The organism is Streptomyces sp. NPDC001568, from assembly GCF_042893755.1.
Classification (GTDB): Bacteria; Actinomycetota; Actinomycetes; order Streptomycetales; family Streptomycetaceae; genus Streptomyces.
In genome coordinates, this window is sequence record NZ_JBIAVF010000012.1 from 188861 (window position 1) to 215549 (window position 26689).

Sequence of the window (26689 nt, forward strand, 5' to 3'; positions counted from 1 at the left end):
AAGTTCTCCCGGCGTTCTCAGGCAGTCCCGAGAACCTGGATAATCGCTCTATGGCAGCAGAGGTTCGTCCGCGGCTGACCGTGCTCTCCGGCCCCTCGGGGGTCGGCAAGAGCACGGTCGTCGCGCATATGCGTACAGTCCACCCCGAGGTATGGCTCTCGGTGTCGGCCACCACCCGCAAGCCGCGGCCCGGTGAGCGACACGGAGTCCACTACTTCTTCGTCAACGACGACGAGTTCGACAAGCTGATCGCCAACGGCGAGCTGCTGGAGTGGGCCGAGTTCGCGGGCAACCGCTACGGCACACCGCGCGGCGCGGTGCTGGAGCGCCTGGACAACGGCGAGCCCGTACTGCTGGAGATCGACCTTCAGGGCGCCCGGCTCGTCCGCGAGTCCAAGCCCGACGCCCAGCTGGTCTTCCTGGCCCCTCCGAGCTGGGACGAACTGGTCCGCCGGCTCACCGGCCGCGGCACCGAGACCGCGGAGGTCATCGAGCGCCGTCTCGCGACCGCCAAGATCGAACTCGCTGCCGAATCCGAGTTCGACACCACCCTGGTCAACACCTCCGTCGAGGACGTGGCGCGCGAGCTGCTAGCCTTGATGAATGTCGTCTGATCGTTGAACGATCGATCGTTGATCGATTTCATCTCGTTCAACGTGCGATCCGCTACGCGATCAGGCATGTGATCCACCCTGTGGTCGCGATCAGTTCTTGATCGTTCGATCATTCACCCATCTTCGGAAGGTAGAGCGTGTCCTCTTCCATCACTGCGCCCGAGGGCATCATCAACCCGCCGATCGACGAGCTGCTCGAGGCCACGGACTCGAAGTACAGCCTCGTGATCTACGCGGCCAAGCGCGCGCGTCAGATCAACGCGTACTACTCCCAGCTCGGCGAGGGCCTGCTGGAGTACGTCGGCCCGCTGGTGGACACCCACGTCCACGAGAAGCCGCTTTCGATCGCGCTGCGCGAGATCAACGCGGGTCTGCTGACCTCCGAGGCCATCGAGGCCCCGGCTCAGTAAGGCACCGAGATTCCTTCACCACAGGCCCGGCAGAACATCTGCCGGGCCTGTGGTGTGTCATAGCTCTGACGGGTCTGACGGGTGTCACCGACAGATCGATCCTGAAGGGGAGTGCGTGGTGGGTAAGCCGAAGGTCGTGCTGGGGGTCAGCGGCGGGATCGCCGCCTACAAGGCCTGCGAACTGCTGCGCCGGCTGACCGAGTCCGGACACGACGTACGGGTGGTGCCGACGGCGGCGTCCCTGAACTTCGTCGGCGAGGCCACCTGGGCCGCGCTCTCCGGGAACCCGGCCTCCACACAGGTCTGGGAGACCGTCCACGAGGTGCCCCACGTGCGCATCGGCCAGTCCGCCGACCTCGTCGTCGTCGCCCCGGCCACCGCCGACATGCTGGCCAAGGCCGCCCACGGACTGGCCGACGACCTCCTGACGAACACGCTCCTCACGGCCCGCTGTCCGGTCGTCTTCGCGCCCGCGATGCACACCGAGATGTGGGAGCACCCCGCCACCCAGGAGAACCTCGCCACGCTGCGCCGGCGCGGCGCCCTCGTCATCGAGCCCGCCGTCGGGCGGCTCACCGGCAAGGACACCGGCAAGGGACGGCTGCCCGACCCCGAGGAGATCTTCGAGGTCTGCCGCACGGTCCTGGCCCGGGGCGTCGGCGAGCCGGACCTCGCCGGCCGGCACGTCGTGATCAGCGCCGGCGGGACGCGCGAGCCCCTGGACCCCGTCCGCTTCCTCGGCAACCGCTCCTCCGGCAAGCAGGGCTACGCCCTCGCCCGGACCGCCGTCGCCCGGGGCGCCCGGGTCACCCTGATCGCCGCCAACACGGCCCTCGCCGACCCGGCCGGGGCGGACGTCGTCCGCGTGGGCACGGCCCTCCAGCTGCGCGAAGCGGTGCTCGAGGCCGCCGCGGACGCCGATGCCGTGGTGATGGCGGCCGCCGTCGCCGACTTCCGGCCCGCCCGGTACGCGGACGGCAAGATCAAGAAGCAGGACGGGCGGGAGCCCGAGCCGGTGGCCCTCGTACGCAATCCCGACGTGCTCGCGGAGATCTCCGCCGAGCGGGCGACGGACGGACAGATCGTCGTCGGCTTCGCCGCCGAGACCGACGACGTCCTCGCCAACGGCCGCGCGAAGCTCCGTCGCAAGGGTTGCGACCTCCTCGTGGTCAACGAGGTGGGGGAGAGCAAGACCTTCGGTTCGGAGGAGAACGAGGCGGTCATCCTCGCCTCCGACGGCACCGAGACGTCCGTTCCCCATGGTCCGAAGGAAGCCCTGGCCGAAATGATCTGGGACCAGGTCGTCCCGCGGCTCGCGCCCGCGCGGGCCGGCCGACGCGACTGAGCGTCGCCCTTTTCGCGGGCCGCCGGGTGCGTAAGAATGGAGTGCCGCAGGTCACATGGCTCCCATAAGGCGAGACGGGTGGTCCGGCAAACGGTGGCGACCGATAAACTGCACCAGGAACGTGATCGGGCGCAGCCCCCGATGTGGTTCCGCCAAATGATCAGCCAGCAGCCGCTGCAACCCCAGGGAGCGTTGTGTCCCGTCGCTTGTTCACCTCGGAGTCCGTGACCGAGGGTCACCCCGACAAGATCGCTGACCAGATCAGCGACACGATCCTCGACGCGCTCCTCACCGAGGACCCCACCTCGCGTGTGGCCGTGGAGACTCTCATCACGACCGGTCTCGTGCACATCGCGGGCGAGGTGACGACGAAGGCGTACGCGCCGATCGCGCAGCTCGTCCGCGAGAAGATCCTCGAGATCGGCTACGACTCATCGAAGAAGGGCTTCGACGGCGCCTCCTGCGGCGTCTCGGTGTCCATCGGCGCGCAGTCCCCGGACATCGCGCAGGGCGTCGACACCGCCTACGAGAAGCGGGTCGAAGGCGACGAGGACGAGCTCGACAAGCAGGGCGCCGGCGACCAGGGCCTGATGTTCGGCTACGCCTGCGACGAGACCCCCGAGCTGATGCCGCTGCCGATCCACATCGCGCACAAGCTCTCCCGCCGCCTGTCCGAGGTCCGCAAGAACGGGACCATCCCGTACCTGCGTCCCGACGGCAAGACGCAGGTCACCATCGAGTACGACGGGGACAAGGCGGTCCGCCTCGACACCGTCGTCGTGTCCTCGCAGCACGCCGCGGACATCGACCTGGACTCGCTGCTCGCGCCCGACATCCGCGAGTTCGTCGTGGAGCACGTGCTGGCGCAGCTCGTCGAGGACGGCATCAAGCTGGACACCGAGGGCTACCGGCTGCTGGTGAACCCGACCGGTCGCTTCGAGATCGGCGGCCCGATGGGCGACGCCGGCCTCACCGGCCGCAAGATCATCATCGACACCTACGGCGGCATGGCCCGCCACGGCGGCGGCGCCTTCTCCGGCAAGGACCCGTCCAAGGTCGACCGCTCGGCCGCGTACGCGATGCGCTGGGTCGCCAAGAACGTGGTCGCCGCCGGTCTGGCCTCGCGCTGCGAGGTCCAGGTCGCGTACGCGATCGGCAAGGCCGAGCCCGTGGGCCTGTTCGTGGAGACCTTCGGCACCGCCAAGGTCGACGTCCAGAAGATCGAGGACGCCATCGGCCAGGTCTTCGACCTCCGCCCGGCCGCCATCATCCGCGACCTGGACCTGCTGCGCCCGATCTACGCGCAGACCGCCGCGTACGGCCACTTCGGCCGCGAGCTCCCCGACTTCACCTGGGAGCGCACCGACCGCGTCGACGCCCTGCGCGCCGCCGCCGGTCTGTAAGCGGCCCCGCGGGATACCGCACCTGACGAACGGCCCCGGACCCATCGGTCCGGGGCCGTTCGTTGTCGGTGGCGTTTGGTAAGAATGCAGGGTGAGCAGCGCGAACGATTCCCCGCCGGAACAGCTCGCCCTGATCCGGGAGATGGTCGCCGAGGCGAAGGCCAAGGCGCCCAAGGCCAAACCGCGGACCTGGCGCGGAGCCGCCCTCGCCGAGGAACTCCCGGTCGCCCGGGTCCTCGTCAACAAGGGCGTCCTGCACCTCGACCGGCCGTTCGACTACGCCGTGCCCGCCGAACTCGCCGAGGTGGCGCAGCCCGGCGTCCGCGTCCGGGTCCGGTTCGGAGCCGGCTCCCACCGGGTGCACGGCGGCCGCCGCGAAGGCGGCGGCCTCATCGACGGGTTCATCGTCGAGCGGCTCGCCGAGTCCGACTACGACGGGGCGCTGGCCGCCCTGGCCCAGGTCGTCTCGCCCGAGGTGGTCCTCGGCCCCCGCATGCTGGCCCTCACGCAGGCCGTCGCCGACCGGTACGCCGGCAGCCTCGCCGACGTCCTCCAGCTCGCCCTGCCCCCGCGCAACGCCCGCGCCGAGGGCAAGCCCTCGCCCGAGCCGCTGCCCCCGCCCCCCGCGCCCGAACCCGCGGGCTGGGAGCGCTACGGCGCCGGTCCCGGCTTCCTGCGCGCCCTCGCCGGCGGCGGCACCCCGCGCGCCGTGTGGACCGCCCTGCCCGGCCCCGGCTGGGCGGACGAACTGGCCCGCGCCATGGCGGCCACCCTCGCCTCCGGCCGCGGCGCCCTCGCCGTCGTTCCCGACGGGCGCACCGCCTCCCGGGTCGACGCCGCCCTGACCGCCCTGCTCGGCGAAGGCCGGCACGCGTTGCTCACCGCCGAATCCGGCCCCGAGAAGCGCTACCGGCAATGGCTGGCGGTCAGCCGGGGTTCCGTGCGCGCCGTCGTCGGCACCCGCGCCGCGATGTTCGCCCCCGTGCGTGACCTCGGGCTCGTCGCCGTCTGGGACGACGGCGACTCCAGTCACTCCGACGACCACGCCCCCTTCCCGCACGTCCGGGAGGTACTGGAGCTGCGCGCGGTCACCGACGGTTGCGGGTTCCTCGCCGGCAGCACCAGTTGCACCGTGGAGGCCGCCCAGCTGGTCGAGTCGGGTTGGGCCCGGCCGCTGATCGCCGACCGGGCGACGGTCCGCGCCGCGGTGCCCCGGATCCGGACCGTGGGCGACGAACTCCTGGCCCGCGACGGCGCGGCCCGGGCCGCGAGACTGCCCAGCCTGGCCTGGGAGACCGTCCGCGAGGGCCTCAGGTCCGGCCCCGTCCTGGTCCAGGTGCCGCGCCGCGGCTACGTGCCCCGCCTCGCCTGCGAACGCTGCCGCGCCCCGGCCCGCTGCACGGTGTGCGCCGGACCGCTGGAGGCCCCCGACCAGCGGGACCTGCACTGCGGGTGGTGCGGGCGCGCGGAGCCGGCCTGGCACTGCGAGGAGTGCGGCGGGTTCCGGCTGCGGGCCCAGGTGGTGGGCGCCCGGCGCACCGCCGAAGAGCTCGGGCGGGCCTTTCCGGCCGTGCCCGTACGGACCTCCGGGCGCGACCACGTGCTGGACGAGGTACCCGACCGGCCGGCGCTCGTGGTGTGCACCCCGGGCGCCGAACCGGTGGCGACGGGCGCCGGTTACGCGGCCGCGCTGCTCCTCGACGGCTGGGCCATGCTGACCCGGCCCGACCTGCGGGCGGGGGAGGAGGCGCTGCGCCGCTGGATCGCCGCGTCCGCCCTGGTGCGGGCCGACGGGCAGGTGGTGGTGGTCGCCGAGCCGACGCTGCGGCCCGTGCAGGCCCTGGTCCGCTGGGACCCGGTGGGGCACGCCGTACGGGAACTCGCGGAACGCGCTCAGCTGGGGTTCCCGCCGGTCTCCCGGATGGCCGCCGTGGCCGGCCGGGCGGACGCCCTGGAGGCCTTCCTCACGGCCGCCGCCCTGCCGCCAGACGCGGAGGTCCTGGGCCCGGTGCCGCTGCCCGGCCGGCGCGGTGAGCCCTCGCCCGGCGAGCGGGCGCTGGTACGGGTCCCGCCCGGGAGCGGGGCCGCGCTGGCCGCCGCCCTCAAGTCGGCGCAGGCCGCCCGGATGGCGCGCGGGGTCCCGGCGGCGGAGGCGATCCGGGTCCGCGTCGACCCGCCGGACATCGGCTGACCGGCGGCGGGGGGCCCGGTCCGCCGCGCGACGTGTCTCGGCGCCCGGTCGGGATCCCGGGGGAGGCCCGGGTACGCGGCCGCCCCCGGCGGGGTGACCGGTGCGGTCACCCCGCCGGGGGCGGGTGGTGCGGAAATCGGGGCCGGCCGTCGGGGGTCGGCGACCCGGCGGCGGGCTCCCGGTCAGCCGCCCCGCGGACCGGGGAAGGCCGGGGTCCGCGGAGCCGGCGCGGCCGACGAGGCCGGGGCCCCGGCCGCGGAGTCCTCGCGTACGGGCTGCGGCGGAACGGAGCGGGCCGCCGGGATCGTGGGCAGCGGGCCCAGGGTCCGGGTGGTGGTGCCCTCGGCCGGCTGCTCCGCGGACTCGGCGGTCTGCGCGCGACGGGCCCCGTAGCGGCGGTGCACCGCCTGCTTGGTCACACCGAGCGCCGAGCCGACGGCGTCCCACGAGAACCCGAGCGAGCGGTCGAAGTCCACGGCCGCGGTGACCAGCGTCTCGACGCTGTCCCGGAGTTCCTGCGCGAGGCGGACGGTGGGTGCCGGTGCCCTGCCGTAGACGACGAACCCCGTGGAGGGCCCGGAGCGGCGCGGGCGGTACACGTTGCCGAGCTGCGCGGTGAGCGTACGCAGAGCGTCCACTTGCCGGCGAACCCGCTCGATGTCCCGCACCAGGAGGTGCAGGCTGGCCCGTGCTTGGGCGTCATGGGTGGCGTGGTCGGCCATGGAGAAGCCTCTCGAACCGGTGCTGAAGAGCGGATGGGGCCGCGGACACCGTTCTCAATGCGCGGCCCGTTTCGGTCAATCTCTCTTGACCAACGCGTCACCCGGCGCCCAGGTCACGCACTGGGGGCGTGTCGGCATATGCGAGAGGCGCGCGGGTCCGCGTACGCCCCCTCGGGGCCGCAGGTGGGCGGCCTCGCGGGGGCCCCATAGACTGGTGTGCTGCTGACAGCCCGGATAGCGAGGTAGGACCCAAGTGAAGCTGGTCTTCGCAGGCACCCCCGAGGTCGCCGTGCCCGCCCTGGACGCCCTCCTCGCCTCCGGGCGGCACGAGGTCGCCGCCGTCGTCACACGGCCCGACGCACCCGCCGGACGCGGTCGCCGACTGGTCGCCAGTCCCGTCGCGCAGCGTGCTGAGGAGGCCGGGATCGAGATCCTCAGGCCCGCCCGCCCGCGCGACGAGGAGTTCCAGGCCCGGCTGCGCGAGATCGCCCCGGACTGCTGCCCGGTCGTGGCCTACGGCGCGCTGCTCCCCAAGAGCGCCCTGGACATTCCCCGCCACGGATGGGTCAACCTGCACTTCTCCCTGCTGCCCGCCTGGCGCGGGGCCGCCCCCGTGCAGCACTCCGTCATGGCCGGCGACGAGGTCACCGGCGCCTCCACGTTCCGCATCGAGGAAGGCCTCGACACCGGCCCGGTCTTCGGGATCCTCACCGAGGACGTCCGCCCGACCGACACCAGCGGCGACCTGCTGACCCGCCTCGCCTTCGCCGGCGCCGGCCTGCTCGCGGCGACCATGGACGGCATCGAGGACGGCACGCTGCGCGCCGTGGAACAGCCCGCCGACGGGGTGTCCCACGCGTCGAAGATCACCGTCGAGGACGCCCGGATCGACTGGGCCGCCCCCGCGCTGCGCGTCGACCGCGTCGTCCGCGGCTGCACCCCGGCCCCGGGCGCGTGGACCGTCTTCCGCGGCGAGCGGCTCAAGCTGATCTCCGTCGGCCCGGTGCCGGACCGCACGGACCTGGAGCCCGGCGTGCTCGCCCCGGCCAAGAACAACGTCCACGTCGGCACCGGCTCGCACGCCGTCGAGCTGCTCTGGGTCCAGCCGCAGGGCAAGAAGCCGATGAAGGCCGCCGACTGGGCGCGCGGGGTGCGGATCGCGCCCGGCGAGCGCCTCGGCGGAGCCGACGTAGGCTGAACCCGGCGGTGACGCCCCGCGCGGGCGCGCCCGCGCGGATCCGACGGCCCGGCCGTCCGCACCTCCACCGCACATTCGCAGCACTCGTACCTCCGGAGCACCTTTCACGTGAGCGAACAGCCTCGTCAGCCCGCCCGGCGTCCCGCCGGCGACGGCAAGCCGTCCGGCAAGCCGGGCAAGCCCTACCGCCGGCCGCAGAAGGACCCCGTCCGGATGCTGGCCTTCGAAGTGCTCCGGGCGGTGGACGAGCGCGACGCGTACGCGAACCTCGTCCTGCCCCCGCTGCTGCGCAAGGCCCGCAAGGACGAGACCTTCCAGGCGCGCGACGCGGCCCTGGCCACCGAGCTCGTCTACGGGACGCTGCGGCGCCAGGGCACCTACGACGCGGTGATCAAGGCCTGCATCGACCGGCCCCTGCGGGAGGTGGACCCGCCGGTGCTGGACGTGCTCTCGCTCGGCGCGCACCAGCTCCTGGGCACCCGCATCCCCACCCACGCCGCGGTGTCGGCCAGCGTCGAACTGGCCCGGGTGGTCCTCGGCGACGGCCGGGCCAAGTTCGTGAACGCGGTGCTCCGCAAGATCTCCGCGCACGACCTGGACGGCTGGCTGGAGCGGGTGGCCCCGCCGTACGAGGACGACGCCGAGGAACACCTCGCGGTGTACCACTCCCACCCCCGCTGGGTCGTCAGCGCCCTGTGGGACGCGCTGGGCGGCGGGCGCGCCGGCATCGAGGACCTCCTCGAAGCCGACAACGAACGCCCCGAGGTGACGCTGGTGGCCCGCCCGGGCCGGTCCACCCCCGAGGAACTGCTGGAGGCGGTCGGGGAGGACTCGGCGCTGCCGGGCCGCTGGTCCCCGTACGCCGTCCGGATGGCCGAGGGCGGCGAGCCGGGCGCGCTGGAGGCGGTCCGCGACGGACGCGCCGGTGTGCAGGACGAGGGCAGCCAGCTGGTGGCGATGGCCCTGGCGGCGGTACCGATCGAGGGCCGCGACGCGCGCTGGCTCGACGGCTGCGCCGGCCCGGGCGGCAAGGCGGCCCTGCTGGGCGCGCTGGCCGCGCAGCGCGGGGCGTTCCTGCTGGCCTCCGAGAAGCAGCCGCACCGGGCGAGGCTCGTGGGGCAGGCGCTGGCCGGCAACCCCGGCCCGTACCAGGTCATCGCGGCCGACGGCACGCGGCCCCCGTGGCTGCCGGGCTCCTTCGACCGGGTCCTGGTGGACGTCCCCTGCTCCGGTCTGGGCGCGCTCCGGCGCCGCCCGGAAGCCCGCTGGCGGCGGCGTCCCGAAGACCTCGAGGGCTTCGCGCCGCTCCAGCGCGGGCTGCTCCGGCAGGCGCTGGCCGCGGTGCGGGTGGGTGGCGTCGTCGGCTACGCGACCTGTTCCCCGCACCTGGCGGAGACCCGGGTGGTCGTGGAGGACGTCCTGAAGGGCCGGGGCGCCGCGGCGGCGCCGGTGGCGGCCGAACTGATCGACGCCCGCCCGTACATGTCGGGCGTACCGGCGCTGGGCGACGGCCCGGACGTCCAGCTGTGGCCGCACCTGCACGGCACGGACGCCATGTACTTGGCGCTGCTGCGGCGCACGGCGTAACGGCCGGTCAGTCGCTTCCGCTCCCGGGCGGCGGGGATCCCGGCCCCGTCGGCCCCTTCGCACCGGTCGAGTCCCCGCCCGGGGCGGGGGAGCGGTGCTGTGCCGGGGCCGCCCCCGGACTCCAGACCATCAACCTCTCGGGTTCCGGGAAGGGGACGAAGCCGACCTTCGCGTAGACCTCGTGGGCGTCGAGGGTGGAGAGCAGGACGCGGGTGAGCGCGTACGGGGCGAGGTGGTCGCGCACGGCGGCGGCCAGCCGGGTGCCGAGGCCCTTGCCGCGGTGCGCGGGGGCCACGTAGACGTCGCAGAGCCAGGCGAAGGTGGCCAGGTCGGTGACGACGCGCGCGTAGCCGACCTGCGCGCCCGAGGCGTCGTAGGCGCCGAAGTTGAGGGAGCCGCGCACCGACCGTTCGACCGTTTCGCGACTGCGCCCCAGCGCCCAGAACGCGTCGGTGGAGAGCCAGTGGTGGACCGCGTCGAGGTCGAGCCGGTCGGGGTCGGTGGAGAGTTCGTAGCCGTCTTCCCTGCTTGTGATCATGCCTGGGCATGCTACCGACACGGCCCCGCGCGCTCCCGGCGGTGCCGGGCGAGGAGCGCGATCCGCTCGGGGGAGAGCGGACGGCCGTCGCCGACGGCGGTGTTGCGTTCCACGGTGCCCACGGTGCGCATGGCCGCCCGGTGCAGGGCGCGCGCCGACTCGTCCTCGGTGGCCCCTGCCGGCCGGCCGCGCCGATGCCCCCAGGCGCCGTAGCCGATCTCGGAAACGGACAGGTCCCGGTGTCCCAGCGGGCGGCTCTGCGCGGTCGTCCTCCATGAGGTGGTGCGCAAGGGGCGGGGGTGGTGGCTGCGGGCGGCGGCCCGACCCTAGGCCGTGCGCTGCGGGCCCGTCCGGCGATCGCGGAGCGGGGACAGGAGCATCGGGACGAAGGAGAGGGAGAGGACGACGGCGCCGGTCCACAGGGCCGTGTGGAGGGTGGTGAGCTCCGCGACGAGGCCCGAGGCGGCGGAGCCGACGGCGAGCGCGCCGGTCAGGATGAAGCGGAAGGTGGCGTTCATGCGGCCCAGGAGCGGATCCGGGGTGAGGTGCTGGCGCAGGCTCACCCCGAGGACGTTGTCGCAGCCGATCTTCGCCATGCACAGCAGCCACCCGGCCCCGGCGAGCCAGAGCCACGCCCCCCGGTCCAGCAGCGGCACGAGCAGGGCCGCCGGGGTCAGGGTCAGCACCAGGGTGCGGCCGTAGCCGACCCGGGCGGAGAGCGGGCGGGCCAGGCGGGCGCCGAGCAGCAGCCCGGCACCGCCGGCGGCCCAGAACAGGCCGAGGGCGGCGGGGGAGAGCCCGAGTTCCCGTACGAACAGGACCGGGAGCATGGCGTTGAGGAAGGCCCCGCCCAGGTTGTTCAGGCCCGCCGCCAGAACCAGGGCGCGCAGCTCCGGGTGGCCCAGTACGTGCCGCAGCCCTTCGGCGATCCGGGTGCGCAGCGGGGTCCGCCCGGTGGGGGTCGGCGCCGGCGCGGGCCGGATCCGCAGCATCCCGAGCGCGGAGACGAAGTAGCAGGCGGCGGAGCAGGCCAGGGCGAGGGGCGCGGTCAGCAGGGCGATCAGGGCGCCGCCGGCGCCCCGGCCGGCGATGTTCCCGACGGCCATCAGGGTCACCACGGCCGCGTTCGCCCGGACCAGGCCGTCCCGGCCGACCAGCCGGGGCAGCACGCTCTGGGCGCCGACTTCGCAGAAGACGGTGGCGCAGCCGGTGAGCAGGACGACGACGTGGAGCTGGGGCAGGGTCAGCGCGCCCAGCCACCAGGACAGCGGGAGGGAGGCCAGGAGCACGGCGCGGGCGAGGTCGGCGGCCACGAGGACCTCGCGGGTGCGCAGGCGGTCCACCCAGGCGCCGGCCGGCAGGCCGATCAGGAGGAAGGCCGCGGTCGAGAGCGCGGCGAGGGCGCCGACCTGGCCGGCGCTCGCGTCCAGGGCGGTCAGGGCGAGGAGGGGGACGGCGACGTGGCCCGCGTTGGAGGCGAACTGGTTGAGGGTCGTGGCGCCGAAGAGGGCACGGAAGTCCTTGCTGCGCCACGGGTCGCCGGGCGGTGGGGTGGGGCCGGCGGGGTGGGCGGGCAGGTTGCCGGTGTTGTCGTCTGTCGCCGGGGAGGGAGCGGATGCCATGCCGGGTGCGACTCCTCGGGGGTGACCTCGCGCCGCCGGACGGCGACTGTCATGGACACAACGTTGGACCGGCATCACACCGAACGGCAAGTGAAAAATGATTCATGATCAGTTAAGCGTCGCTACCACGACGAAGAGTTCCGGGGCCATGGCCGGAAGTGACCGAGGGCATGGCAGGCTTGGGGGCATGGCCGTTCAGATCAATCCCAGCATCCTGTCCGCCGACTTCGCCCGACTCGCCGAGGAGGCGAGGGCGGTCGAGGGAGCCGACTGGTTGCACGTCGACGTCATGGACAACCACTTCGTCCCGAACCTGACCCTGGGCATGCCGATCGTGGAGTCGCTCAGCCGCGCCACGGACATCCCGCTCGACCTGCACCTCATGATCGAGGACCCGGACCGCTGGGCCCCGCAGTACGTGGAGGCCGGCGCCGGATCGGTGACCTTCCACGCCGAGGCCGCCGCCGCGCCGGTGCGCCTCGCCCGCGAGATCCGGGCCAAGGGCGCCCGAGCCGGCATGGCGCTCAAGCCGGGCACCCCGATCGAGCAGTACGAGGACATCCTCCCCGAGCTCGACATGGTGCTGATCATGACGGTCGAACCGGGCTTCGGCGGGCAGTCGTTCCTGGACATCATGCTGCCCAAGGTGCGCCGCACCCGTGAGCTGATCGCCAAGCACGGTCTGGACCTGTGGCTCCAGGTCGACGGCGGGGTCTCGGCCTCGACGATCGAGCGGGTCGCGGAGGCCGGCGCGGACGTGTTCGTGGCCGGCAGCGCGGTGTACGGAGCGGTCGATCCCGCCGCCGCGGTGCGCACCCTGCGCGAGCAGGCGGGTGCGGCGATCGCCGCCGCACCATGGGGTTGCGACCACTGAGTCGAGCGTTGGTGAACAGCTCGATGAACGGAAGCCGTCCAGGCTGATCAACGGCCGTCGGATCTGACAGGATGAACGGCGAGTCGAGAGTGTGAACACGACAGTGTGAACAGCAGTGAGGAGAACGCGGTGTCTGCAATGTCGGCGGGACGGTCAGCCCTGCGGATGGGACCCGCGGAGCTGGTGCAGGCGGCGGCCATGGCGCGCCGCTTCTACCTGGAGGGCAAGTCCAAGATCCAGATCGCCGAGGAGTTCGGCGTGAGCCGCTTCAAGGTGGCCCGGGTCCTGGAGACCGCCCTCGAACGTGACCTCGTGCGCATCGAGATCCGGGTGCCGGCGGAACTGGACGCGGAGCGCTCCGACGCGCTCCGCGCCCGGTACGGGCTGCGGCACGCCGTCGTGGTGGAATCGCCGGCCGACGCCACCGAGGACGCCCCGGACCCGGAGAACCTCGGTGCTGTCGCGGCCGACCTGCTGGGCGAGCTCGTCAACGAGGGCGACGTGCTCGGGCTTGCGTGGGGGCGCTCCACCATCCACATGGCCGCCTCGCTGCACCGGCTGCCCCCGTGCACCGTCGTCCAGCTGACCGGCGTGTACGACGCCGGCACCGCCGAGCGCGGCTCGGTGGAGGCCGTGCGCAGGGCCGCGCAGGTGTCCGGCGGCGACGCGCACCCCATCTACGCGCCGATGCTGCTGCCCGACCCCGCGACGGCGGCCGCGCTGCGCGGTCAGACCGGGATCGCGCGGGCCTTCGAGTACTTCGACAAGGTGACCGTCGCGGCCGTGTCGATCGGCTCCTGGGAGCCCGGCATTTCGACCGTCCACGACATGCTGACCGACGAGGAGCGGGCGCACTACGCCTCGCTCGGCGTCGCGGCCGAAATGTCCGCCCATCTGTTCGACGCCGACGGGCGCCGGGTGGGCCGGGACCTGGGCGAGCGGTGCATCACCGTGGAGGCCGACCGGTTGCGTCGGATCCCCGAGGTCGTGGCCATCGCGGGCGGGTTGCGCAAGGCTTCCGCCATCGGCGCGGTCCTCCGTTCCGGCTTGGTGACCAGCCTCGTTACGGACACCGCGGTCGCCGACTACCTGCTGACGGAGTCGGCTCCGGGGCTGCGCCCGGCGCTGGACCGGGCCGACCCCGACGACTGACCGGGCCGGCCGCCCCTCATTCCCGGTCCAGTGATCGGGATGGTGCCGGAATCGAGACCCGAACAGCGGACCGCGAGGCGCCCCCGGGGGCGCATACTGGATTCAATGACTAAGTCAGCAGTACCTCGCCGCCATTTGCCGTCCAGCCCGTTCAAGGCCCCCGTGGAACCGCCGCTCCGGCAGTTCAGCGTCGGCGACCGGGTGACTCACGATGAGCACGGCCTCGGCCGTGTCGTCGGTGTTGAGGAGGGAATCGCCGTTCTCGTCGACTTCGGTTCGATCCAGTGCCGCGTCCTGAGTCCGTACACCAAGATGGCCGCACTCTGACGCGACCGGGCGATTCGCGAGCGAATCGGATATTTGGCACGATCGGTGCATGATCTTTCGGAGCGTGTCCCGATCACTGCTGCGCGTGCTGGGGACGCTGCTCCTCTGTGCCGCGACGGCCGGTGTGGTGGGCTGCGGCGGTGAATCCGCCCCGGCCCCGCCTGCCGCCACCGCCGAGGCCTCCTCCGGCGGCGAGCCCACGGGACGTTCCGCGCTGCCCGGGTGGGTCCGCGGGATGGCGACCGTACGCGCCGACGCGCTGCCGCAGCAGGCGCGTGAAGTGCTCGCCCTGATCGACAAGGGCGGACCGTACGCGTACCGGCAGGACGGCACCGTCTTCGGGAACTTCGAGAAGGTCCTGCCGAAGCAGAAGCGCGGCTACTACCACGAGTTCACCGTGAGGACACCGGGCGAACGGGACCGCGGGGCCCGGCGGATCGTGACGGGGCAGGGCGGGGAGTTCTACTACACGGACGACCACTACGAGACCTTCAAGGCGGTTCTCCGATGACCCTGGACCCGCAGCCGCTCGCCCCCGCCCTCGCGGCCGCCGAGGAGGCGGGCTGGACGACCGTACGGCTCGACCTGGAGGGCGTCCGGAGCAAGACCGCGCTGATGCGCCGCTGCGGGCGCGCGCTGCGGGCCCCCGAATGGTTCGGCGCCAACTGGGACGCCCTCGCCGACGTGCTCAGCGACCTCTCCTGGCTGCCGCCCGCCCCCGGCCGGCTGCTCGTCGTCACGTCCTGGGCCCAGTACGCCGAAGCCCGTCCGGCGGACTGGGAGACCCTGCGGGAGGTCCTGGAGGAGGCCGTCGACTTCTGGCGGCAGGACGACGACGGCCGCCCGCCCCTCACCGTGCTGCTCGCGGGACCCGCGAGCGCCGCCCCGGCCCGGACGCGCCGCGACGACACCGGAAGCTGACGGCCCGGGCGGGGCCTGGGCGGGACGTGCGCGGGAGCGGGTCCGCCGCCCCCGCGCTCAGTCGGAGTCGGACTCCTTGGGGATCCACGGCGGCGTCCGGCCCCAGGACCAGACGGGCACCTCCGCCGCGTTCACCGGGGGCGGGTTGGGGCCCGAGTAGAGCAGGGCCATCCGGGTGCCCCACTCGATGTAGTAGACGAACACCGCCCGGAACTCGGGGTCCGTGGGCAGCTCGACCTCGTCGGCGGTGTCCAGCAGCAGGTCCACCCAACGGCGGCGCTGCTTCTCGGTGATGGCACGGCCCAGGTGCCGGGTGGCCATGTGCTGGTGCCCGCCGTGGTGGGCCGAATAGTCGGACGGGCCGCCGAACACCTCCGACAGCCAGACCGCGACGTGCCGGGGGTGCCCGGCGTCCATGCCCGCGAAGACCGGGGCCAGTACCTCGTCCCGCACGGCGTGCGCGTAGAAGGCGTCCGTGAGGCGGATCATCGCCTGCTCGCCGCCCATCCATTCGTAGATCGTGGGCGTGCCGCTCATGACCGGTCGGCCGCCTTTCCCGGGCCCGCCACGCCGGTCACCCGGTAGTGCTGCATCTCCTCGATGGCCGTGACGTACGGGCGGATCGCGCTGAAGAACGCCGGGAAGTGCTCGCCCTTGCGGAAGCCGTTCAGGTGGGCGTCGACCGACGTCCAGCGGATGCGCAGGACGTAGCGCTCCGGCTCCTCCTCGCAGCGGGCCAGTTCGTAGTCGACGCACTCGGGCGCCGCCGCCAGGGCGTCGGCCCCCCGGGCGTACGCCTGCTCGAACGCCTCCTGGTCGCCCAGGGCGATCCGGTAGCGGATGTACTCGACGGTGGTGGTCATGGTGTGCGTCTCTCCCCGTGAGCGGATGGTGTCGGACCCCCTGCGTGGATCATGGGTGCCCGATGGGCCTTCGGATCATGCGGGCCCGGACCCGGTGACGTCCGGACCCCGCGCCCGGACCCGGTGGACCCGGTCGAGCGCGTCGCGCAGTTCGCAGAGCCACGGGTCGGCGTTGTCCCCGACCAGGCGTACGCACCAGGCCAGCGCGTCGGCCCGGCTGCGCGCCACGCCGCCCGCGACGAGGGTGTCGAGGACCTGGCGCTCGTTCTGGCGCAGCCGGGTCATGACGGGAACCGCCAGGTGCGTGAAGAGGACGGTCTCCTCGCCGGCGCGCACGCCCCAGGCGACCTTGCGGCGGTAGAGCTCCTGAGCCGCCCGGGCCACCTCCACGCGCCGCTCGCGGGTCCGTTCGCGGAACTCCTCGATCGACTCGGCCGCCGGGAGCGTTCCGACGACCGTGATCTCCTCCCGGTCGACCGTGACCGAGACGAGGGACTCGTAGACGTCCGCCGGCAGGCGCTCGGCGAACCAGGTGCGGAGCTCCTCGCTCCCGTCGGCTGTAATCATGTAATCAACGTTGCGTCCGGTGCCGCCTTGATCGCAAGACCCGGGAGCGCGGGACGAAGGTCCCGTAGGAAAGGACCAGCCGGTCCGGAATGTCCTGGACGATCGGCCCGGGCGGCGTGAACCCCCGGTCATGGGAGAATGAAGTACGTGCGTTTCCTCGACTGCCCTGTCGAGGCCATAGAAGGATCCTTCGAACGACTGGGATGTTCAGCACGTGCGTTTCCTCAATGACCTGAAGCCGCCGTACGACCTGACGTACGACGATGTGTTCATGGTGCCGAGCCGCTCCGCGGTCGGTTCCCGCCAGGGCGTCGACCTGTCCTCGCCCGACGGCACCGGCACCGCCATTCCACTGGTCGTGGCCAATATGACCGCCATCGCGGGCCGCCGGATGGCCGAGACCGTCGCCCGCCGCGGCGGGATCGTCGTCATCCCGCAGGACATCCCGATCGAGGTCGTCACCGACGTCATCTCCTGGGTGAAGACCCGCCACCTCGTGCTCGACACCCCGATCACGCTGGCCCCTTCCCAGACCGTCGCCGACGCGATCTCCCTGCTGCCCAAGCGCGCCCACGGCGCCGGCGTCGTCATCGACGCCGAGGGCCGCCCGCTCGGCGTCGTCACCGAGCACGACCTGACCGGCGTCGACCGCTTCACCCAGCTCTCCGAGGTCATGTCGAAGGAGCTCCTGCTCATCGACGCCGACATGGACCCCCGCGACGCCTTCAACCAGCTCGACGCGGGCCACCGCAAGCTGGCCCCGGCCGTCGACAAGGACGGCAAGCTGGTCGGCATCCTGACCCGCAAGGGCGCCCTGCGGGCCACCCTCTACACCCCGGCCACCGACGCCAACGGCAAGCTGCGCATCGCCGCGGCCGTCGGCATCAACGGCGACTTCGTCGCCAAGGCCAAGCAGCTGCTCGACGCCGGCGCGGACACCATCGTCATCGACACCGCGCACGGCCACCAGGAATCGATGATCAACGCGATCAAGGCCGTCCGCGCGCTGGACCCGCAGGTCCCGATCGTCGCCGGCAACATCGTCGCCGCCGAGGGCGTCAAGGACCTCATCGAGGCCGGCGCCGACATCATCAAGGTCGGTGTGGGCCCCGGCGCCATGTGCACCACCCGCATGATGACCGGCGTGGGCCGCCCGCAGTTCTCCGCGGTCCTGGAGTGCGCCGCCGAGGCGAAGAAGTACGGCAAGCACGTCTGGGCCGACGGCGGCGTCCGTCACCCGCGCGACGTGGCGATGGCCCTCGCGGCCGGCGCGTCCAACGTCATGATCGGCTCCTGGTTCGCCGGTACGTACGAGTCCCCGGGCGACCTCCAGCAGTCCGCCGACGGGCGCTTCTACAAGGAGTCCTTCGGCATGGCCTCGGCCCGCGCCGTGCGCAACCGCACCTCCGAGGAGTCCGCCTACGACCGCGCCCGCAAGGCGCTGTTCGAAGAGGGCATCTCCACCTCGCGCATGTTCCTCGACCCGACCCGCCCGGGCGTCGAGGACCTGATCGACTCGATCATCGCCGGTGTCCGCTCCTCCTGCACCTACGCCGGTGCGGGCTCCCTCGCGGAGTTCGAGGAGAACGCCGTCGTCGGCATCCAGTCCGCGGCCGGCTACGCCGAGGGCAAGCCGCTCCACGCCAGCTGGAGCTAGTCCCACCCGTACCGCCGGTGGCCCCGGTCCCACCCCGCAAGGGGGCGGACCGGGGCCACCGGCGTACTCCGGTCAGGCCGAACCGCGTCGCCCGTCGTCGGGGCGCCCCGCCCGCCCGTCGCCGCGTCCGGAGCCCGGGCGGCTGCCACCGGGGCCCGAACTGTGGACGCCCGCACGGTACTTGGGAATCCGTACGGTGATCTTCATGCCGGCGCCGACGGCCGTCTCGATGACGAGGCCGTAATCGTCCCCGTAGACCTGGCGCATCCGCTCGTCGACGTTGGGCAACCCGATCCCGACCGGGCCGGGGGACTCCCCGGCCAGGATCCGCCGCAACAGGCCCGGGTCCATCCCGACGCCGTTGTCCTCGATGGTCAGGATCGCCTCCGAGCCGGCGTCCCTGGCGGCGATCGTGATCCGGCACTCCCCGGTGGTGTTCTCCAGCCCGTGCTTCACGGCGTTCTCCACCAGCGGCTGGACGCACAGGAACGGCAGCGCCACCGGCAACACCTCCGGCGCCACCTGCAAGGTGACCTTCAGCCGGTCACCGAAGCGGGCACCCGCCAACGCCAGGTACTGCTCGATCGAACGCAGCTCGTCGGCCAGCGTCGTGAAGTCCCCGTGCCGCCGGAAGGAGTACCGGGTGAAGTCCGCGAACTCCAGCAGCAGTTCCCGGGCCCGCTCCGGATCCGTCCGCACGAACGAGGCGATCGCGGCGAGGGAGTTGAAGATGAAGTGCGGGGAGATCTGCGCCCGCAGCGCCTTGATCTCCGCCTCCATGAGGCGGGTTCGCGCCCGGTCCAGCTCCGACAGCTCCAACTGCACCGACACCCAGCGCGCCACCTCCGTCGCGGCCCGCACCAGCACCGCCGACTCCCGCGACCCGTAGGCGACGAGCGCCCCCAGCATCCCGTCCTCACCGGTCAGCGGCGCGAACACCGCCCACTTCAACGGGCAGTCCAGCCGCTGGCAGTCCGTCCGCACGCTCTGGCTGCGCCCCGACTCCAGTACCTGAGCGACCCGGTCCATCGCCCGCCGCTCGTGGTGGTCGGCGCCCGGGCCGTCCCAGGCCAGCACCGACTCCCGGTCCGTCAGGCACAGGGCTTCCGTGCCCAGCAGGGAACGCAGCCTCCGCGCGGCCTTGCGGGCGGCGTCCTCCGTGAGCCCGGCGCGCAGCGGGGGAGCGGCCAACGAAGCGGTGTGCAGGGTGTGGAAGGTGGCCCGCTCGACGGGCGTGCCCAGGTCCAGCCCGGCCGCCCGTTCCCCGCGCACCGCGTGCCGCCGCCCGGCGGCCCAGCCCAGGCCCAGGAGCAGCGCCCCGCCCGCCGCGCCCAGTGCCACGAGCACCGCCCCGGTCACCGAAGCCCCCCGGCCGTCCGGTCCACGGCCACGGCCTCCGGCAGGTGCAGCCGGGCCAGCGACGCCGCCGTACCGGCCGGGATCCGCGACCGGGTCCCCAGGGACACCACCACCATCGTGAGGAACCCCAGCGGCACCGACCACACCGCCGGCCAGGCCAACAGGGCGTGCGCCCAGCCGGTGGGGGCCAACCCGACCCGGGTGGCCAGGACCGCGCCCAACGCCGCCCCGCCCCCGATGAGCAGCCCGGCGACCGCGCCCGGCGGGGTCAGGGCGCGCCACCAGATGCCCAGCACGAGCAACGGACAGAACGAGGACGCCGACACGGCGAAGGCGAGTCCCACCGCGTCCGCGACCGGCACCTGGGTGGCCGCCACCGAGCCGGCCAGCGGCACCGCCATCGCGACGACCACGGCCAGGCGGAACGTCCCCACCCCGCGCCGCGGCAGCACGTCCTGGTGCAGGACGCCGGCCACGGCCACGGTCAGCCCCGAGGCCGTCGACAGGAACGCCGCGAACGCGCCCCCGGCCAGCAGCGCCCCCAGCAGCTCACCGAGCAGCCCGCCCAGCATCCGCTCGGGCAGCACCAGCACCGCCGCGTCCGCGTCCCCGGTCAGAGCCAGCTCGGGCGCGTAGATCCGGCCCAGCGCCCCGTACACCTGCGGCAGCAGGTAGAACACCCCGAGCAGGGCGAGCACGACCAGCGTGGTGCGCCGCGCGGCCCGCCCGTCCGGGCTGGTGTAGAAGCGCACCGCGACGTGCGGCAGGCCCATCGTGCCGAGGAACGTGGCCAGGATCAGCCCGTACGTGGCGTACAGCCGGTGCTCGCGCCGGTCCCCGGACAGCGGCGCCGACCAACTGGGCGCGGCGTCGGTGTCGGTGCCCGCACGGGCTCCGGGAACCACGCTGCCCGGGACGAACTCCAGGCGGGTGCCGGCCTCGGCGGTGTGCCCACCGGCCGACAGGGCGACCGGGGCGGCCGAGTACGGGGTTCCGTCGATCCGGCCCGTCACCGTCACGGTCAGCGGCGCCTCCAGCGACAGCCGGACGTCCTCGGCGAGCGTGACGGAGGCGTGCTCGCGGAACACCGCCGGGGCGTCGAAGGAGGCGCGCGGCGCGCCGTCCCCGGCCCACGCGGCGATCAGGAAGAACGCGGGCACCAGCAGGGCGGTCAGCTTGAGCCAGTACTGGAAGGCCTGGACGAAGGTGATGCTGCGCATGCCGCCCGCCGCGACGGCCGCCGTCACCACGAGGGCGACGACGACCCCGCCCGCCCAGTGCGGGGCGCCGGTCAGGATCTCCAGGGTCAACCCGGCGCCCTGCAACTGCGGGAGCAGGTACAGCCAGCCGACGCCGAGGACGAACAGCACCGCGATCCGCCGCACCGCCCGCGACTGGAGCCGGTCCTCGGCGAAGTCGGGCAGCGTGTAGGCGCCCGACCGTCGCAGCGGGGCCGCGACCAGCACCAGCAGCACCAGGTATCCGGCGGTGTACCCGACCGGGTACCAAAGCATCTCCGGCCCCTGGAGCAGCACCAGTCCGGCGACGCCGAGGAAGGAGGCGGCGGAGAGGTACTCCCCGCTGATGGCCGCCGCGTTGAGGCGGGGGCCCACGGTGCGCGAGGCGACGTAGAAGTCCGAGGTGGTCCGCGATATTCGCAGTCCCAGCGCGCCGACGAGGACCGTGACCAGGACGACGACGGTGACCGCGGTCAGCGCGTAGGTCTGGTTCACCGGTTGTCCTTCGACGGGGGAGGGGTGAGCGGAGTCTACGTACCGTCCCGCGCCGGGCGACAGACACGATGCGATCACCCCGTACGGGTGGGACGCGCCCGGGGGGACCGTCCGCCGGCGGCCCGCGCGGGCCGGGGCCTCAGCGGGCCGGGTCGCGGTGCTCCGCGCAGTCGCGCAGGGCGATCTCCAGCTCGACGTACGACTCCTCCGCGCGCCGGAACGCCAGCGTCAGAGCCGCCTCCGCGCGGGGCGGCAGCTGCCGGTGGGTGCCCTCGCGGGCCTCGTACAGGACGTCGGCCCAGCGGGCGGCCGCGCTGCGCAGTCGGGCCAGCAGCGCCTCGGCCTCGGCGGGGCCGGCCGGCCGGGTGCGGGGCAGTCCGGTCAGCGCGTCGAGCAGCGCCTCGATCTCGGACATCTCGCTCCTCCCGGCCCGGAAGATCCACGATACGCGCGGCCCGGCGGGGATCCGGCGGTCCTCGGGGGCGGTGCGGTCGACGGGCCCGGCGGATCGCCGTACGCCCGTCCCGGCGCGACGAACGGCGTCCTGGCACGCCGGACGGTCGTGCGGTCGCCGGGGCGTGCCGGGGGAGCGGTCAGCCCGTCGCCCGGCGCATCAGCAGGTCCCGGAGTTCGCGCGCGTGCCGCCGGCTGACCTGGAGTTCCGCCGATCCGACGCGGACGCTGGTGGTGCCGGAATCCAGGCGCAGTTCGTCGATGCGGCCCAGCGCCACCAGGTGCCGCCGGTGGATCCGTACGAACCCCCGGGCCGCCCAGCGTTCCTCCAGCGTGGACAGCGGGATGCGGACGAGGTGGCTGGCGCCGTCGGTGTGCAGCCGGGCGTAGTCGCCCTGGGCCTCGACGTGGGCGATGTCCGCGATGGCCACGAACCGGGTGATCCCGCCCAGTTCGACGGCGATGTGGTCCGGGGTGCGGTCGGTGGCGCCCATCTCGGGGGCCGCCCCGCGGGGGCCGGGAGCGGCCACCGGTCCGGCGGCCGGCGCGGCGACGGCCGCGGGGTCCGTGAGCGTCGGGTCGGTCGCGGGATCCGCCGGCGGCGGGGGGCCGCCGAGTTGGGCGCGGGCCCGGCGGACGGCCTCGGCCAGTCGCTCGGGGCGCACCGGCTTGAGCACGTAGTCGATGGCCTTGAGGTCGAAGGCCTGGACGGCGAAGCCCTCGTGGGCGGTGACGAACACGATGAGCGGCGGCCGGGCGAACCCGGCCAGCAGCCGGGCGATGTCCAGGCCGGTCAGTCCGGCCATCTGGATGTCCAGGAACACCACGTCGATGCCGTCGGGACCCTCCGGGCCGCTCTCCAGCGCCCGGGTGATGCGGCGCAGCGCCTCGGTGGCGTCGGACGCGCCCTCCGCGCTGCTCACCCGGGGGTCCGAGCGCAACAGGTAGAGGAGTTCCTCCAGCAGGGGCTTCTCGTCATCGACGGCCAAGGCGCGCAGCATGCGCCGATTCTACGGTCGGGCCCCCGCCCCGGACCGGCCCGCGCGGGCTCCGGTCCCGGCGGGCGACGGTGCGCGGCCCCGGCCCAGGGGGGAGGGGGGCGGGGGCCGCGCGGTTCGGGACGGGCTACTTGACGGTGATCAGCTTGCCGTCGGGGGAGACGGCGTACCAGGTGCCGCCGACGCCCTGCCCGTTGGTGTCACCGGGGTTCTTGTCACCGGTGAAGGTGTAGACGGGCCAGCAGTCGACGGTCTGCTGCTTCACGCCGTCCGGGCGGTCGAGGACCAGGTAGTTCTTCTCGACGATGCCCTTGGCGTTGCCCTTCTCGACCGGGGGGACCGCCGGCCACTTGGCGAGGCAGTCGCCGGTGCACTTGGAGACCATCGGCCAGGCGGTGTCCGGCTTGAAGCGGTAGACCGTCATGCCCTTGCCGTCGACGATGTGGTCCCCGAGCTTGGGGTCCTTGGCGACGGTCAGGGCGCCGCCGGCCGCTACCGGGGCGGGAGCCGGGGAAGCGCCTGCGGCGCCCTTCGCGGCCTTCTTGCCGTCGGGGGCGAGGGCGAACCAGGTGCCGCCGACGCCCTGCCCGTTCAGGTCGCCCGGCTTGGTGTCCTTGGCGAAGCGGTACGCGGGCCAGCCGCCCACCGTCAGCTGCTTGCTGCCGTCCTTGCGGACCACCTCGCCCAGCACGGAGGCGTCCATGCCCGAGGCGGCCGTGACGTCGCCGGCGGCGACCACCGGCCAGGTCTTGGCGCAGTCGCCGTCGCAGTTGGCGGCCGGCGGCTTGGCGGTGTCCTTGTCGAAGCGGTAGAGGGTGAACCCGGCGCTGTCGGTGAGGACGGCGCCGAGCTGCTCGGTGGTGGAGGAGTTCAGCTGTCCGGCGGGCTTGGCCTCGTTGCCCGGGGCGTCCTGCGCGGGCTGCTCGTCGCCGTACGGGTCGGAGGCGGGAGCCGGGGCTGCGGCGGCGGCTCCGGCGGGCTTCGTGTTGTCGGCCGCCTTGTCGGTGCCGCCGCAGGCCGTCGCCGCGAGGGTGACGACGATCGCGACCGCAGCCAGGGAAGTTCCGCGCTTGATGCCCATGTTGATCTCTCCCACGTGTCGGGTCTGCCGGTGTCCGTCGCCGGACCTCGGCAACTTGCGGAGGACACGGGGCCGGGGGAGGGATCCGTTCAGCTCGATCCGTATGAGCTGTTTCACTCACCTCCCGTCGAACCCGGACCGCCGCAGGGCCGTGACCACAGCGAGGCCGAGGACCTGGTGTCCGGTGTCGTTGGGGTGCAGGCCGTCCGCGAGGTGCTCGGGTCCCAGCAGGTCACGGCCGGGAAGCAGGGCCAGCCGGCCGTCCCCGGCGGCGATCCGGTCGCGGGTCGCCCGCTCCATCGCGTCGCGCAGGGCGCCCAGGGTGGCACCGAGGCGGTTCGGGGTGCGTTCGGCGTCGGGGCGCAGCAGGGGGGAGACGAGCAGCAGGGGGGTTCGGGGGTGGCCCTGGCGGATGAGGTCGAGGAACGCGCGGGTGGTCTCGTAGAGCAGCGGGGCCGAGTAGGGCACGCGGGACCAGCAGTTGGTGCCGAAGGCGAGGGTCAGGACGTCGGCGGGGAGCGCGGAGAGCTGCTCGGCGGTGGCGAGTTCGCCGCGCGCGGCGCCCGCGTAGCCGAGGTTGACGGTGTCCCAGCCGAGGGTGCGACCGGTGACGGCCGGCCAGCCGTGGGCGGGCCGGGTGGACCACCAGCCCTCGGTGATGGAGTCACCGTGGACGACCCAGCGCGGGGCGGCGGGGGCGGGCGCGAGGGAGCCCCCGATGCCGCGCAGGCCGAGGATCAGCGGGGACTGCGCCTCGGGTGGATGCAGGGTGAAGGGGCCCGCGCCGCGCGGGAGTTCGAGGCGTACGACGGACTCCGCGGCCGGCTCGGTGAAGACCTCGCCGAGCAGCCCGTGCCGGTTCCACAGGGCGAAGCCGTGCGCGAGGTCGCGCAGCGCGTCGGTGGGGCCGGGCACGGTCGCCCGGTAGCGGACCTCCACGGCGTGCGCGGTGCGGGTGGTGAACTCCAGGCGGACCCCTATGGGGAGCGTGGCCCGCTCACCGGTGTCCCAGGGCAGCCGCATGGTGTCCGCCGGGTCGGCGCGCACGGGCCGCCCCTTGTCCAGCCAGGCGACCCCGCGCAGGAAGGGCTCGGGGTCCTGCCACGGGGCGTCGGGGCCCGGGCTCGGTTCGCTCACTCTTCGCCTCCGGTCGTGGGGTACGGGTACGGGTATGGGTACGGGTACGGGGTGCCGCTCCGGTCGGGTGTCGTCGGGGCCACCGCTTGACCCGTACCCCGGAGTGGCCGGTTCCGACCCCGGGGGAGTGTCGGCGGCGTCGGCGCGGACGCGTCCGGGCGGCACGTTCCGACAGATCTGACGAAGTGTCAAGAAACCCCGTCGAGGGTCCCCGCGCAGTGATCGATCATCCGCGCGCAACAAAGGACCATCCCGGACAGATCCGCGCAACGATCGTTCGCCAATGTGCAAGGATGGTGCATTACGGGCGGTATCACTCAGCTCGTAGGCTCACTCGCTGTACGTGGAGTGGCGTGGACCGCCTGCTCGGCGGTCCCCATGCCCAGACCGGCTTTCCGTCGGCCTGCTCCTGCTCCGGACCGCTGCGGTCGACGCCTGAATCCCCACCCGCAGTGTCACCCGCAGCATCAAAGGAGTCCCCCGTGCTCGAAACCGGCCAGGCGCCACCGCTCACCTCCGAGCCGCGCAAGCCTGCCCATCCTTTGCTGCGCCGCAAGCCGGTCGAGCAGCTGGTCGCCGAGGGCGGTCAGGGCGAGGGCGGCTCGCTGCGCCGCTCCCTCACCATGTGGCAGCTGACGATGATCAGCATCGGCGCCACCCTGGGCACCGGCATCTTCGTCGTCCTCGGCAGCGCCGCGCCCAAGGCCGGCCCGGCCGTGACGATCTCCTTCGTCATCGCGGGTCTGACCGCGCTCTTCTCCGCCCTGTCCTACGCGGAGCTGGCCGGATCGGTCCCGGTCTCCGGTTCCTCGTACTCGTACTCCTACGCCACCATGGGCGAGCTCGTCGCCTGGGTCTGCGGCTGGTGCCTGGTCCTGGAGTACGGCGTGTCCGTCGCGGCGGTCGCCGTCGGCTGGGGCGAGTACCTCAACGAACTCCTCGACGGCACGATAGGCGTCACCATCCCCGAGGCGGTCTCGGCGCCCCTCGGCGAAGGCGGGTTCATCAACCTGCCCGCGCTGGTCGTCGTCCTGCTCGCCATGGTCTTCCTGATGCGCGGCGCCAAGGAGAGCGCCCGGATCAACACGATCATGGTCGCGGTGAAGATCGTCACCCTGCTGCTCTTCATCGGCATCGGCTTCCTGGGCATCAAGGCCGGCAACTACGCCCCCCTCGCCCCGCTCGGCATCACCGGCATCAGCGCCGGCGCGGCCACGCTGTTCTTCTCGTACATCGGCTTCGACGCCGCCTCCACCGCGGGTGAAGAGGCCAAGAACCCCAAGCGCGACCTGCCCCGCGCGATCATGCTCTCGCTGCTGATCGTCACCGTGCTCTACGTCCTCGTCGCCTTCGTCGCCGTCGGCGCCATGCCCTGGCAGGACTTCGAGGGCACCGAGGCCGCGCTCGCCCAGATCATGACCGACGTCTCCGGCCACACCTTCTGGGGCGTCGTCCTCGCCGCCGGCGCCGTGGTCGCCATCGCCTCCGTCGTCTTCGCCGTGCTCTACGGCCAGACCCGCATCCTCTTCGCGATGTCCCGCGACGGCCTCGTCCCCAAGGTCTTCGCCAAGGTCAACCCGAAGACCGGCGCCCCCCGCGCGAACGTCGTGATCGTCTCCCTGTTCTGCGGGACGCTGGCCGCCTTCATCCCCCTGGGCAAGCTCGCCGACGCCACAAGCATCGGCACGCTCTTCGCCTTCGGCCTCGTCAACGTCGCCGTCGTCATCCTGCGCTTCACCCGTCCCGACATGCCGCGCACGTTCAAGGTGGCGCTGTTCCCCGTCACCCCGATCCTCGGCCTGCTCACCTGCGGCTACATGATGTTCAGCCTGGACACCCCGACGTGGGTCGTCTTCGGTGGCTGGATGGCCGTGGGCCTCGTGGTCTACTTCCTGTACGGCATCCGCCGCTCCCGACTGGCCACAGCAGAGAAGTGA

General features: G+C 73.2%; 26 protein-coding genes and 1 pseudogene. 14 read left to right on the forward strand and 13 right to left on the reverse strand.

Features of this window, described 5'->3' with window-relative positions:
- The first annotated feature begins 50 nt into the window (after nt 1-50).
- The 5 genes from gmk to ACFY0I_RS23225 all read left to right on the forward strand — a co-directional run bounded on the left by gmk (nt 51) and on the right by ACFY0I_RS23225 (nt 5963).
- On the forward strand, nt 51-614 hold the full coding sequence (gene gmk, locus ACFY0I_RS23205) for a guanylate kinase (protein ID WP_362884650.1): 564 nt from the start codon (nt 51-53) through the stop codon (nt 612-614).
- A gap of 137 nt (nt 615-751) precedes the next feature.
- Nucleotides 752-1024: a DNA-directed RNA polymerase subunit omega gene (rpoZ, locus tag ACFY0I_RS23210; protein WP_004948662.1), complete on the forward strand. Its 273-nt coding sequence runs from the start codon at nt 752-754 to the stop codon at nt 1022-1024.
- A 118-nt stretch (nt 1025-1142) separates the two neighbouring features.
- A complete protein-coding gene (gene coaBC, locus ACFY0I_RS23215; RefSeq protein WP_388898911.1) occupies nt 1143-2369 on the forward strand; it encodes a bifunctional phosphopantothenoylcysteine decarboxylase/phosphopantothenate--cysteine ligase CoaBC in 1227 nt (408 codons plus the stop codon).
- A 194-nt stretch (nt 2370-2563) separates the two neighbouring features.
- Nucleotides 2564-3772: a methionine adenosyltransferase gene (gene metK / locus ACFY0I_RS23220; RefSeq protein ID WP_388898914.1), complete on the forward strand. Its 1209-nt coding sequence runs from the start codon at nt 2564-2566 to the stop codon at nt 3770-3772.
- Between the two features lie 91 nt (nt 3773-3863).
- Complete coding sequence (locus ACFY0I_RS23225) at nt 3864-5963, forward strand: primosomal protein N' (RefSeq protein ID WP_388898916.1); 2100 nt, start codon at nt 3864-3866, stop codon at nt 5961-5963.
- A 182-nt stretch (nt 5964-6145) separates the two neighbouring features.
- Here the strand turns inward: ACFY0I_RS23225 and ACFY0I_RS23230 are convergent, their stop codons facing one another.
- Entirely contained in the window at nt 6146-6685 is a 540-nt protein-coding gene (locus ACFY0I_RS23230; protein WP_388898919.1) for a hypothetical protein, read from the reverse strand.
- Nucleotides 6686-6938: 253 nt separating this feature from the next.
- Here ACFY0I_RS23230 and fmt point away from each other — a divergent pair, with 253 nt between their 5' ends.
- Together fmt and ACFY0I_RS23240 are read left to right on the forward strand one after the other, a co-directional pair.
- Entirely contained in the window at nt 6939-7883 is a 945-nt protein-coding gene (fmt, locus tag ACFY0I_RS23235) for a methionyl-tRNA formyltransferase (protein ID WP_388898922.1), read from the forward strand.
- 108 nt (nt 7884-7991) lie between these two features.
- On the forward strand, nt 7992-9470 hold the full coding sequence (locus tag ACFY0I_RS23240; RefSeq protein ID WP_388898925.1) for an RsmB/NOP family class I SAM-dependent RNA methyltransferase: 1479 nt from the start codon (nt 7992-7994) through the stop codon (nt 9468-9470).
- A gap of 118 nt (nt 9471-9588) precedes the next feature.
- Here the strand turns inward: ACFY0I_RS23240 and ACFY0I_RS23245 are convergent.
- The 3 genes and pseudogenes from ACFY0I_RS23245 to ACFY0I_RS23255 form a co-directional block, all read right to left on the reverse strand.
- Nucleotides 9589-10008, reverse strand: a pseudogene (locus ACFY0I_RS23245) (GNAT family N-acetyltransferase); the annotation flags it as partial.
- A gap of 11 nt (nt 10009-10019) precedes the next feature.
- Nucleotides 10020-10298, reverse strand: a complete 279-nt coding sequence (locus ACFY0I_RS23250; RefSeq protein WP_388898927.1) for a hypothetical protein — start codon at nt 10296-10298, stop codon at nt 10020-10022.
- 36 nt (nt 10299-10334) lie between these two features.
- Nucleotides 10335-11630 (reverse strand): MFS transporter, encoded by a 1296-nt coding sequence (locus ACFY0I_RS23255; protein WP_388898930.1) that lies wholly within the window; start codon nt 11628-11630, stop codon nt 10335-10337.
- A gap of 187 nt (nt 11631-11817) precedes the next feature.
- Between ACFY0I_RS23255 and rpe the strand changes: the two genes are divergently transcribed.
- The 5 genes from rpe to ACFY0I_RS23280 all read left to right on the forward strand — a co-directional run bounded on the left by rpe (nt 11818) and on the right by ACFY0I_RS23280 (nt 14904).
- The gene (gene rpe / locus ACFY0I_RS23260; protein ID WP_388898933.1) at nt 11818-12504 is read left to right on the forward strand and encodes a ribulose-phosphate 3-epimerase; all 687 of its coding nucleotides are present in this window, start codon (nt 11818-11820) and stop codon (nt 12502-12504) included.
- Nucleotides 12505-12642: 138 nt separating this feature from the next.
- Complete coding sequence (locus tag ACFY0I_RS23265; protein WP_281205210.1) at nt 12643-13656, forward strand: sugar-binding transcriptional regulator; 1014 nt, start codon at nt 12643-12645, stop codon at nt 13654-13656.
- A 105-nt stretch (nt 13657-13761) separates the two neighbouring features.
- Nucleotides 13762-13983, forward strand: coding sequence for a CarD family transcriptional regulator (locus ACFY0I_RS23270; protein WP_281205152.1), 222 nt, complete (start codon nt 13762-13764; stop codon nt 13981-13983).
- A gap of 49 nt (nt 13984-14032) precedes the next feature.
- Nucleotides 14033-14494, forward strand: coding sequence for a ribonuclease domain-containing protein (locus ACFY0I_RS23275; protein ID WP_388898936.1), 462 nt, complete (start codon nt 14033-14035; stop codon nt 14492-14494).
- On the forward strand, nt 14491-14904 hold the full coding sequence (locus tag ACFY0I_RS23280; protein WP_388898939.1) for a barstar family protein: 414 nt from the start codon (nt 14491-14493) through the stop codon (nt 14902-14904). The genes ACFY0I_RS23275 and ACFY0I_RS23280 overlap by 4 nt, the downstream gene beginning before the upstream one ends.
- 57 nt (nt 14905-14961) lie before the next feature.
- Here ACFY0I_RS23280 and ACFY0I_RS23285 read toward each other — a convergent pair whose 3' ends face one another.
- The 3 genes from ACFY0I_RS23285 to ACFY0I_RS23295 form a co-directional block, all read right to left on the reverse strand.
- On the reverse strand, nt 14962-15441 hold the full coding sequence (locus ACFY0I_RS23285; RefSeq protein WP_388898942.1) for a group II truncated hemoglobin: 480 nt from the start codon (nt 15439-15441) through the stop codon (nt 14962-14964).
- Nucleotides 15438-15767 carry a putative quinol monooxygenase gene (locus ACFY0I_RS23290; protein ID WP_388898945.1) on the reverse strand — a complete coding sequence of 110 codons (330 nt, stop codon included), beginning with the start codon at nt 15765-15767 and terminating at the stop codon, nt 15438-15440. The genes ACFY0I_RS23285 and ACFY0I_RS23290 overlap by 4 nt, the downstream gene beginning before the upstream one ends.
- A 75-nt stretch (nt 15768-15842) precedes the next feature.
- Entirely contained in the window at nt 15843-16334 is a 492-nt protein-coding gene (locus ACFY0I_RS23295) for a hypothetical protein (RefSeq protein ID WP_388898948.1), read from the reverse strand.
- 214 nt (nt 16335-16548) lie between these two features.
- Here ACFY0I_RS23295 and ACFY0I_RS23300 point away from each other — a divergent pair, with 214 nt between their 5' ends.
- Nucleotides 16549-17991: a GuaB1 family IMP dehydrogenase-related protein gene (locus ACFY0I_RS23300; RefSeq protein ID WP_388898951.1), complete on the forward strand. Its 1443-nt coding sequence runs from the start codon at nt 16549-16551 to the stop codon at nt 17989-17991.
- 72 nt (nt 17992-18063) lie between these two features.
- Here ACFY0I_RS23300 and ACFY0I_RS23305 read toward each other — a convergent pair whose 3' ends face one another.
- The 6 genes from ACFY0I_RS23305 to ACFY0I_RS23330 form a co-directional block, all read right to left on the reverse strand.
- Nucleotides 18064-19350, reverse strand: a complete 1287-nt coding sequence (locus ACFY0I_RS23305) for a sensor histidine kinase (RefSeq protein WP_388898954.1) — start codon at nt 19348-19350, stop codon at nt 18064-18066.
- Complete coding sequence (locus tag ACFY0I_RS23310) at nt 19347-21083, reverse strand: cation acetate symporter (RefSeq protein ID WP_388898957.1); 1737 nt, start codon at nt 21081-21083, stop codon at nt 19347-19349. Before ACFY0I_RS23310 ends, ACFY0I_RS23305 begins: the two co-directional genes overlap by 4 nt.
- A gap of 139 nt (nt 21084-21222) precedes the next feature.
- Complete coding sequence (locus ACFY0I_RS23315; protein ID WP_388898958.1) at nt 21223-21498, reverse strand: hypothetical protein; 276 nt, start codon at nt 21496-21498, stop codon at nt 21223-21225.
- Nucleotides 21499-21676: 178 nt separating this feature from the next.
- Nucleotides 21677-22537: a LytR/AlgR family response regulator transcription factor gene (locus ACFY0I_RS23320; RefSeq protein ID WP_388898961.1), complete on the reverse strand. Its 861-nt coding sequence runs from the start codon at nt 22535-22537 to the stop codon at nt 21677-21679.
- A gap of 124 nt (nt 22538-22661) precedes the next feature.
- The gene (locus tag ACFY0I_RS23325) at nt 22662-23615 is read right to left on the reverse strand and encodes an SCO0930 family lipoprotein (protein WP_388899180.1); all 954 of its coding nucleotides are present in this window, start codon (nt 23613-23615) and stop codon (nt 22662-22664) included.
- Between the two features lie 117 nt (nt 23616-23732).
- Nucleotides 23733-24752 (reverse strand): GDSL-type esterase/lipase family protein, encoded by a 1020-nt coding sequence (locus ACFY0I_RS23330; protein ID WP_388898964.1) that lies wholly within the window; start codon nt 24750-24752, stop codon nt 23733-23735.
- A gap of 482 nt (nt 24753-25234) precedes the next feature.
- On the opposite strand from ACFY0I_RS23330, the gene ACFY0I_RS23335 reads away from it, so the two are divergent.
- Nucleotides 25235-26689 (forward strand): amino acid transporter, encoded by a 1455-nt coding sequence (locus tag ACFY0I_RS23335; protein ID WP_388898967.1) that lies wholly within the window; start codon nt 25235-25237, stop codon nt 26687-26689.

Excerpts from the sequence above, each read along its gene's own strand:
- ACFY0I_RS23325 (WP_388899180.1), bottom strand. The coding sequence starts at position 23,615 with ATGGGCATCAAGCGCGGAACTTCCCTGGCTGCGGTCGCGATCGTCGTC.
- ACFY0I_RS23290 (WP_388898945.1), bottom strand. The coding sequence starts at position 15,767 with ATGACCACCACCGTCGAGTACATCCGCTACCGGATCGCCCTGGGCGAC.
- ACFY0I_RS23255 (WP_388898930.1), bottom strand. The coding sequence starts at position 11,630 with ATGGCATCCGCTCCCTCCCCGGCGACAGACGACAACACCGGCAACCTG.
- ACFY0I_RS23295 (WP_388898948.1), bottom strand. The coding sequence starts at position 16,334 with ATGATTACAGCCGACGGGAGCGAGGAGCTCCGCACCTGGTTCGCCGAG.
- ACFY0I_RS23280 (WP_388898939.1), top strand. The coding sequence starts at position 14,491 with ATGACCCTGGACCCGCAGCCGCTCGCCCCCGCCCTCGCGGCCGCCGAG.
- ACFY0I_RS23285 (WP_388898942.1), bottom strand. The coding sequence starts at position 15,441 with ATGAGCGGCACGCCCACGATCTACGAATGGATGGGCGGCGAGCAGGCG.
- ACFY0I_RS23275 (WP_388898936.1), top strand. The coding sequence starts at position 14,033 with ATGATCTTTCGGAGCGTGTCCCGATCACTGCTGCGCGTGCTGGGGACG.
- ACFY0I_RS23265 (WP_281205210.1), top strand. The coding sequence starts at position 12,643 with ATGTCGGCGGGACGGTCAGCCCTGCGGATGGGACCCGCGGAGCTGGTG.
- ACFY0I_RS23315 (WP_388898958.1), bottom strand. The coding sequence starts at position 21,498 with ATGTCCGAGATCGAGGCGCTGCTCGACGCGCTGACCGGACTGCCCCGC.
- gmk (WP_362884650.1), top strand. The coding sequence starts at position 51 with ATGGCAGCAGAGGTTCGTCCGCGGCTGACCGTGCTCTCCGGCCCCTCG.
- ACFY0I_RS23270 (WP_281205152.1), top strand. The coding sequence starts at position 13,762 with ATGACTAAGTCAGCAGTACCTCGCCGCCATTTGCCGTCCAGCCCGTTC.
- ACFY0I_RS23320 (WP_388898961.1), bottom strand. The coding sequence starts at position 22,537 with ATGCTGCGCGCCTTGGCCGTCGATGACGAGAAGCCCCTGCTGGAGGAA.
- ACFY0I_RS23230 (WP_388898919.1), bottom strand. The coding sequence starts at position 6,685 with ATGGCCGACCACGCCACCCATGACGCCCAAGCACGGGCCAGCCTGCAC.
- rpe (WP_388898933.1), top strand. The coding sequence starts at position 11,818 with ATGGCCGTTCAGATCAATCCCAGCATCCTGTCCGCCGACTTCGCCCGA.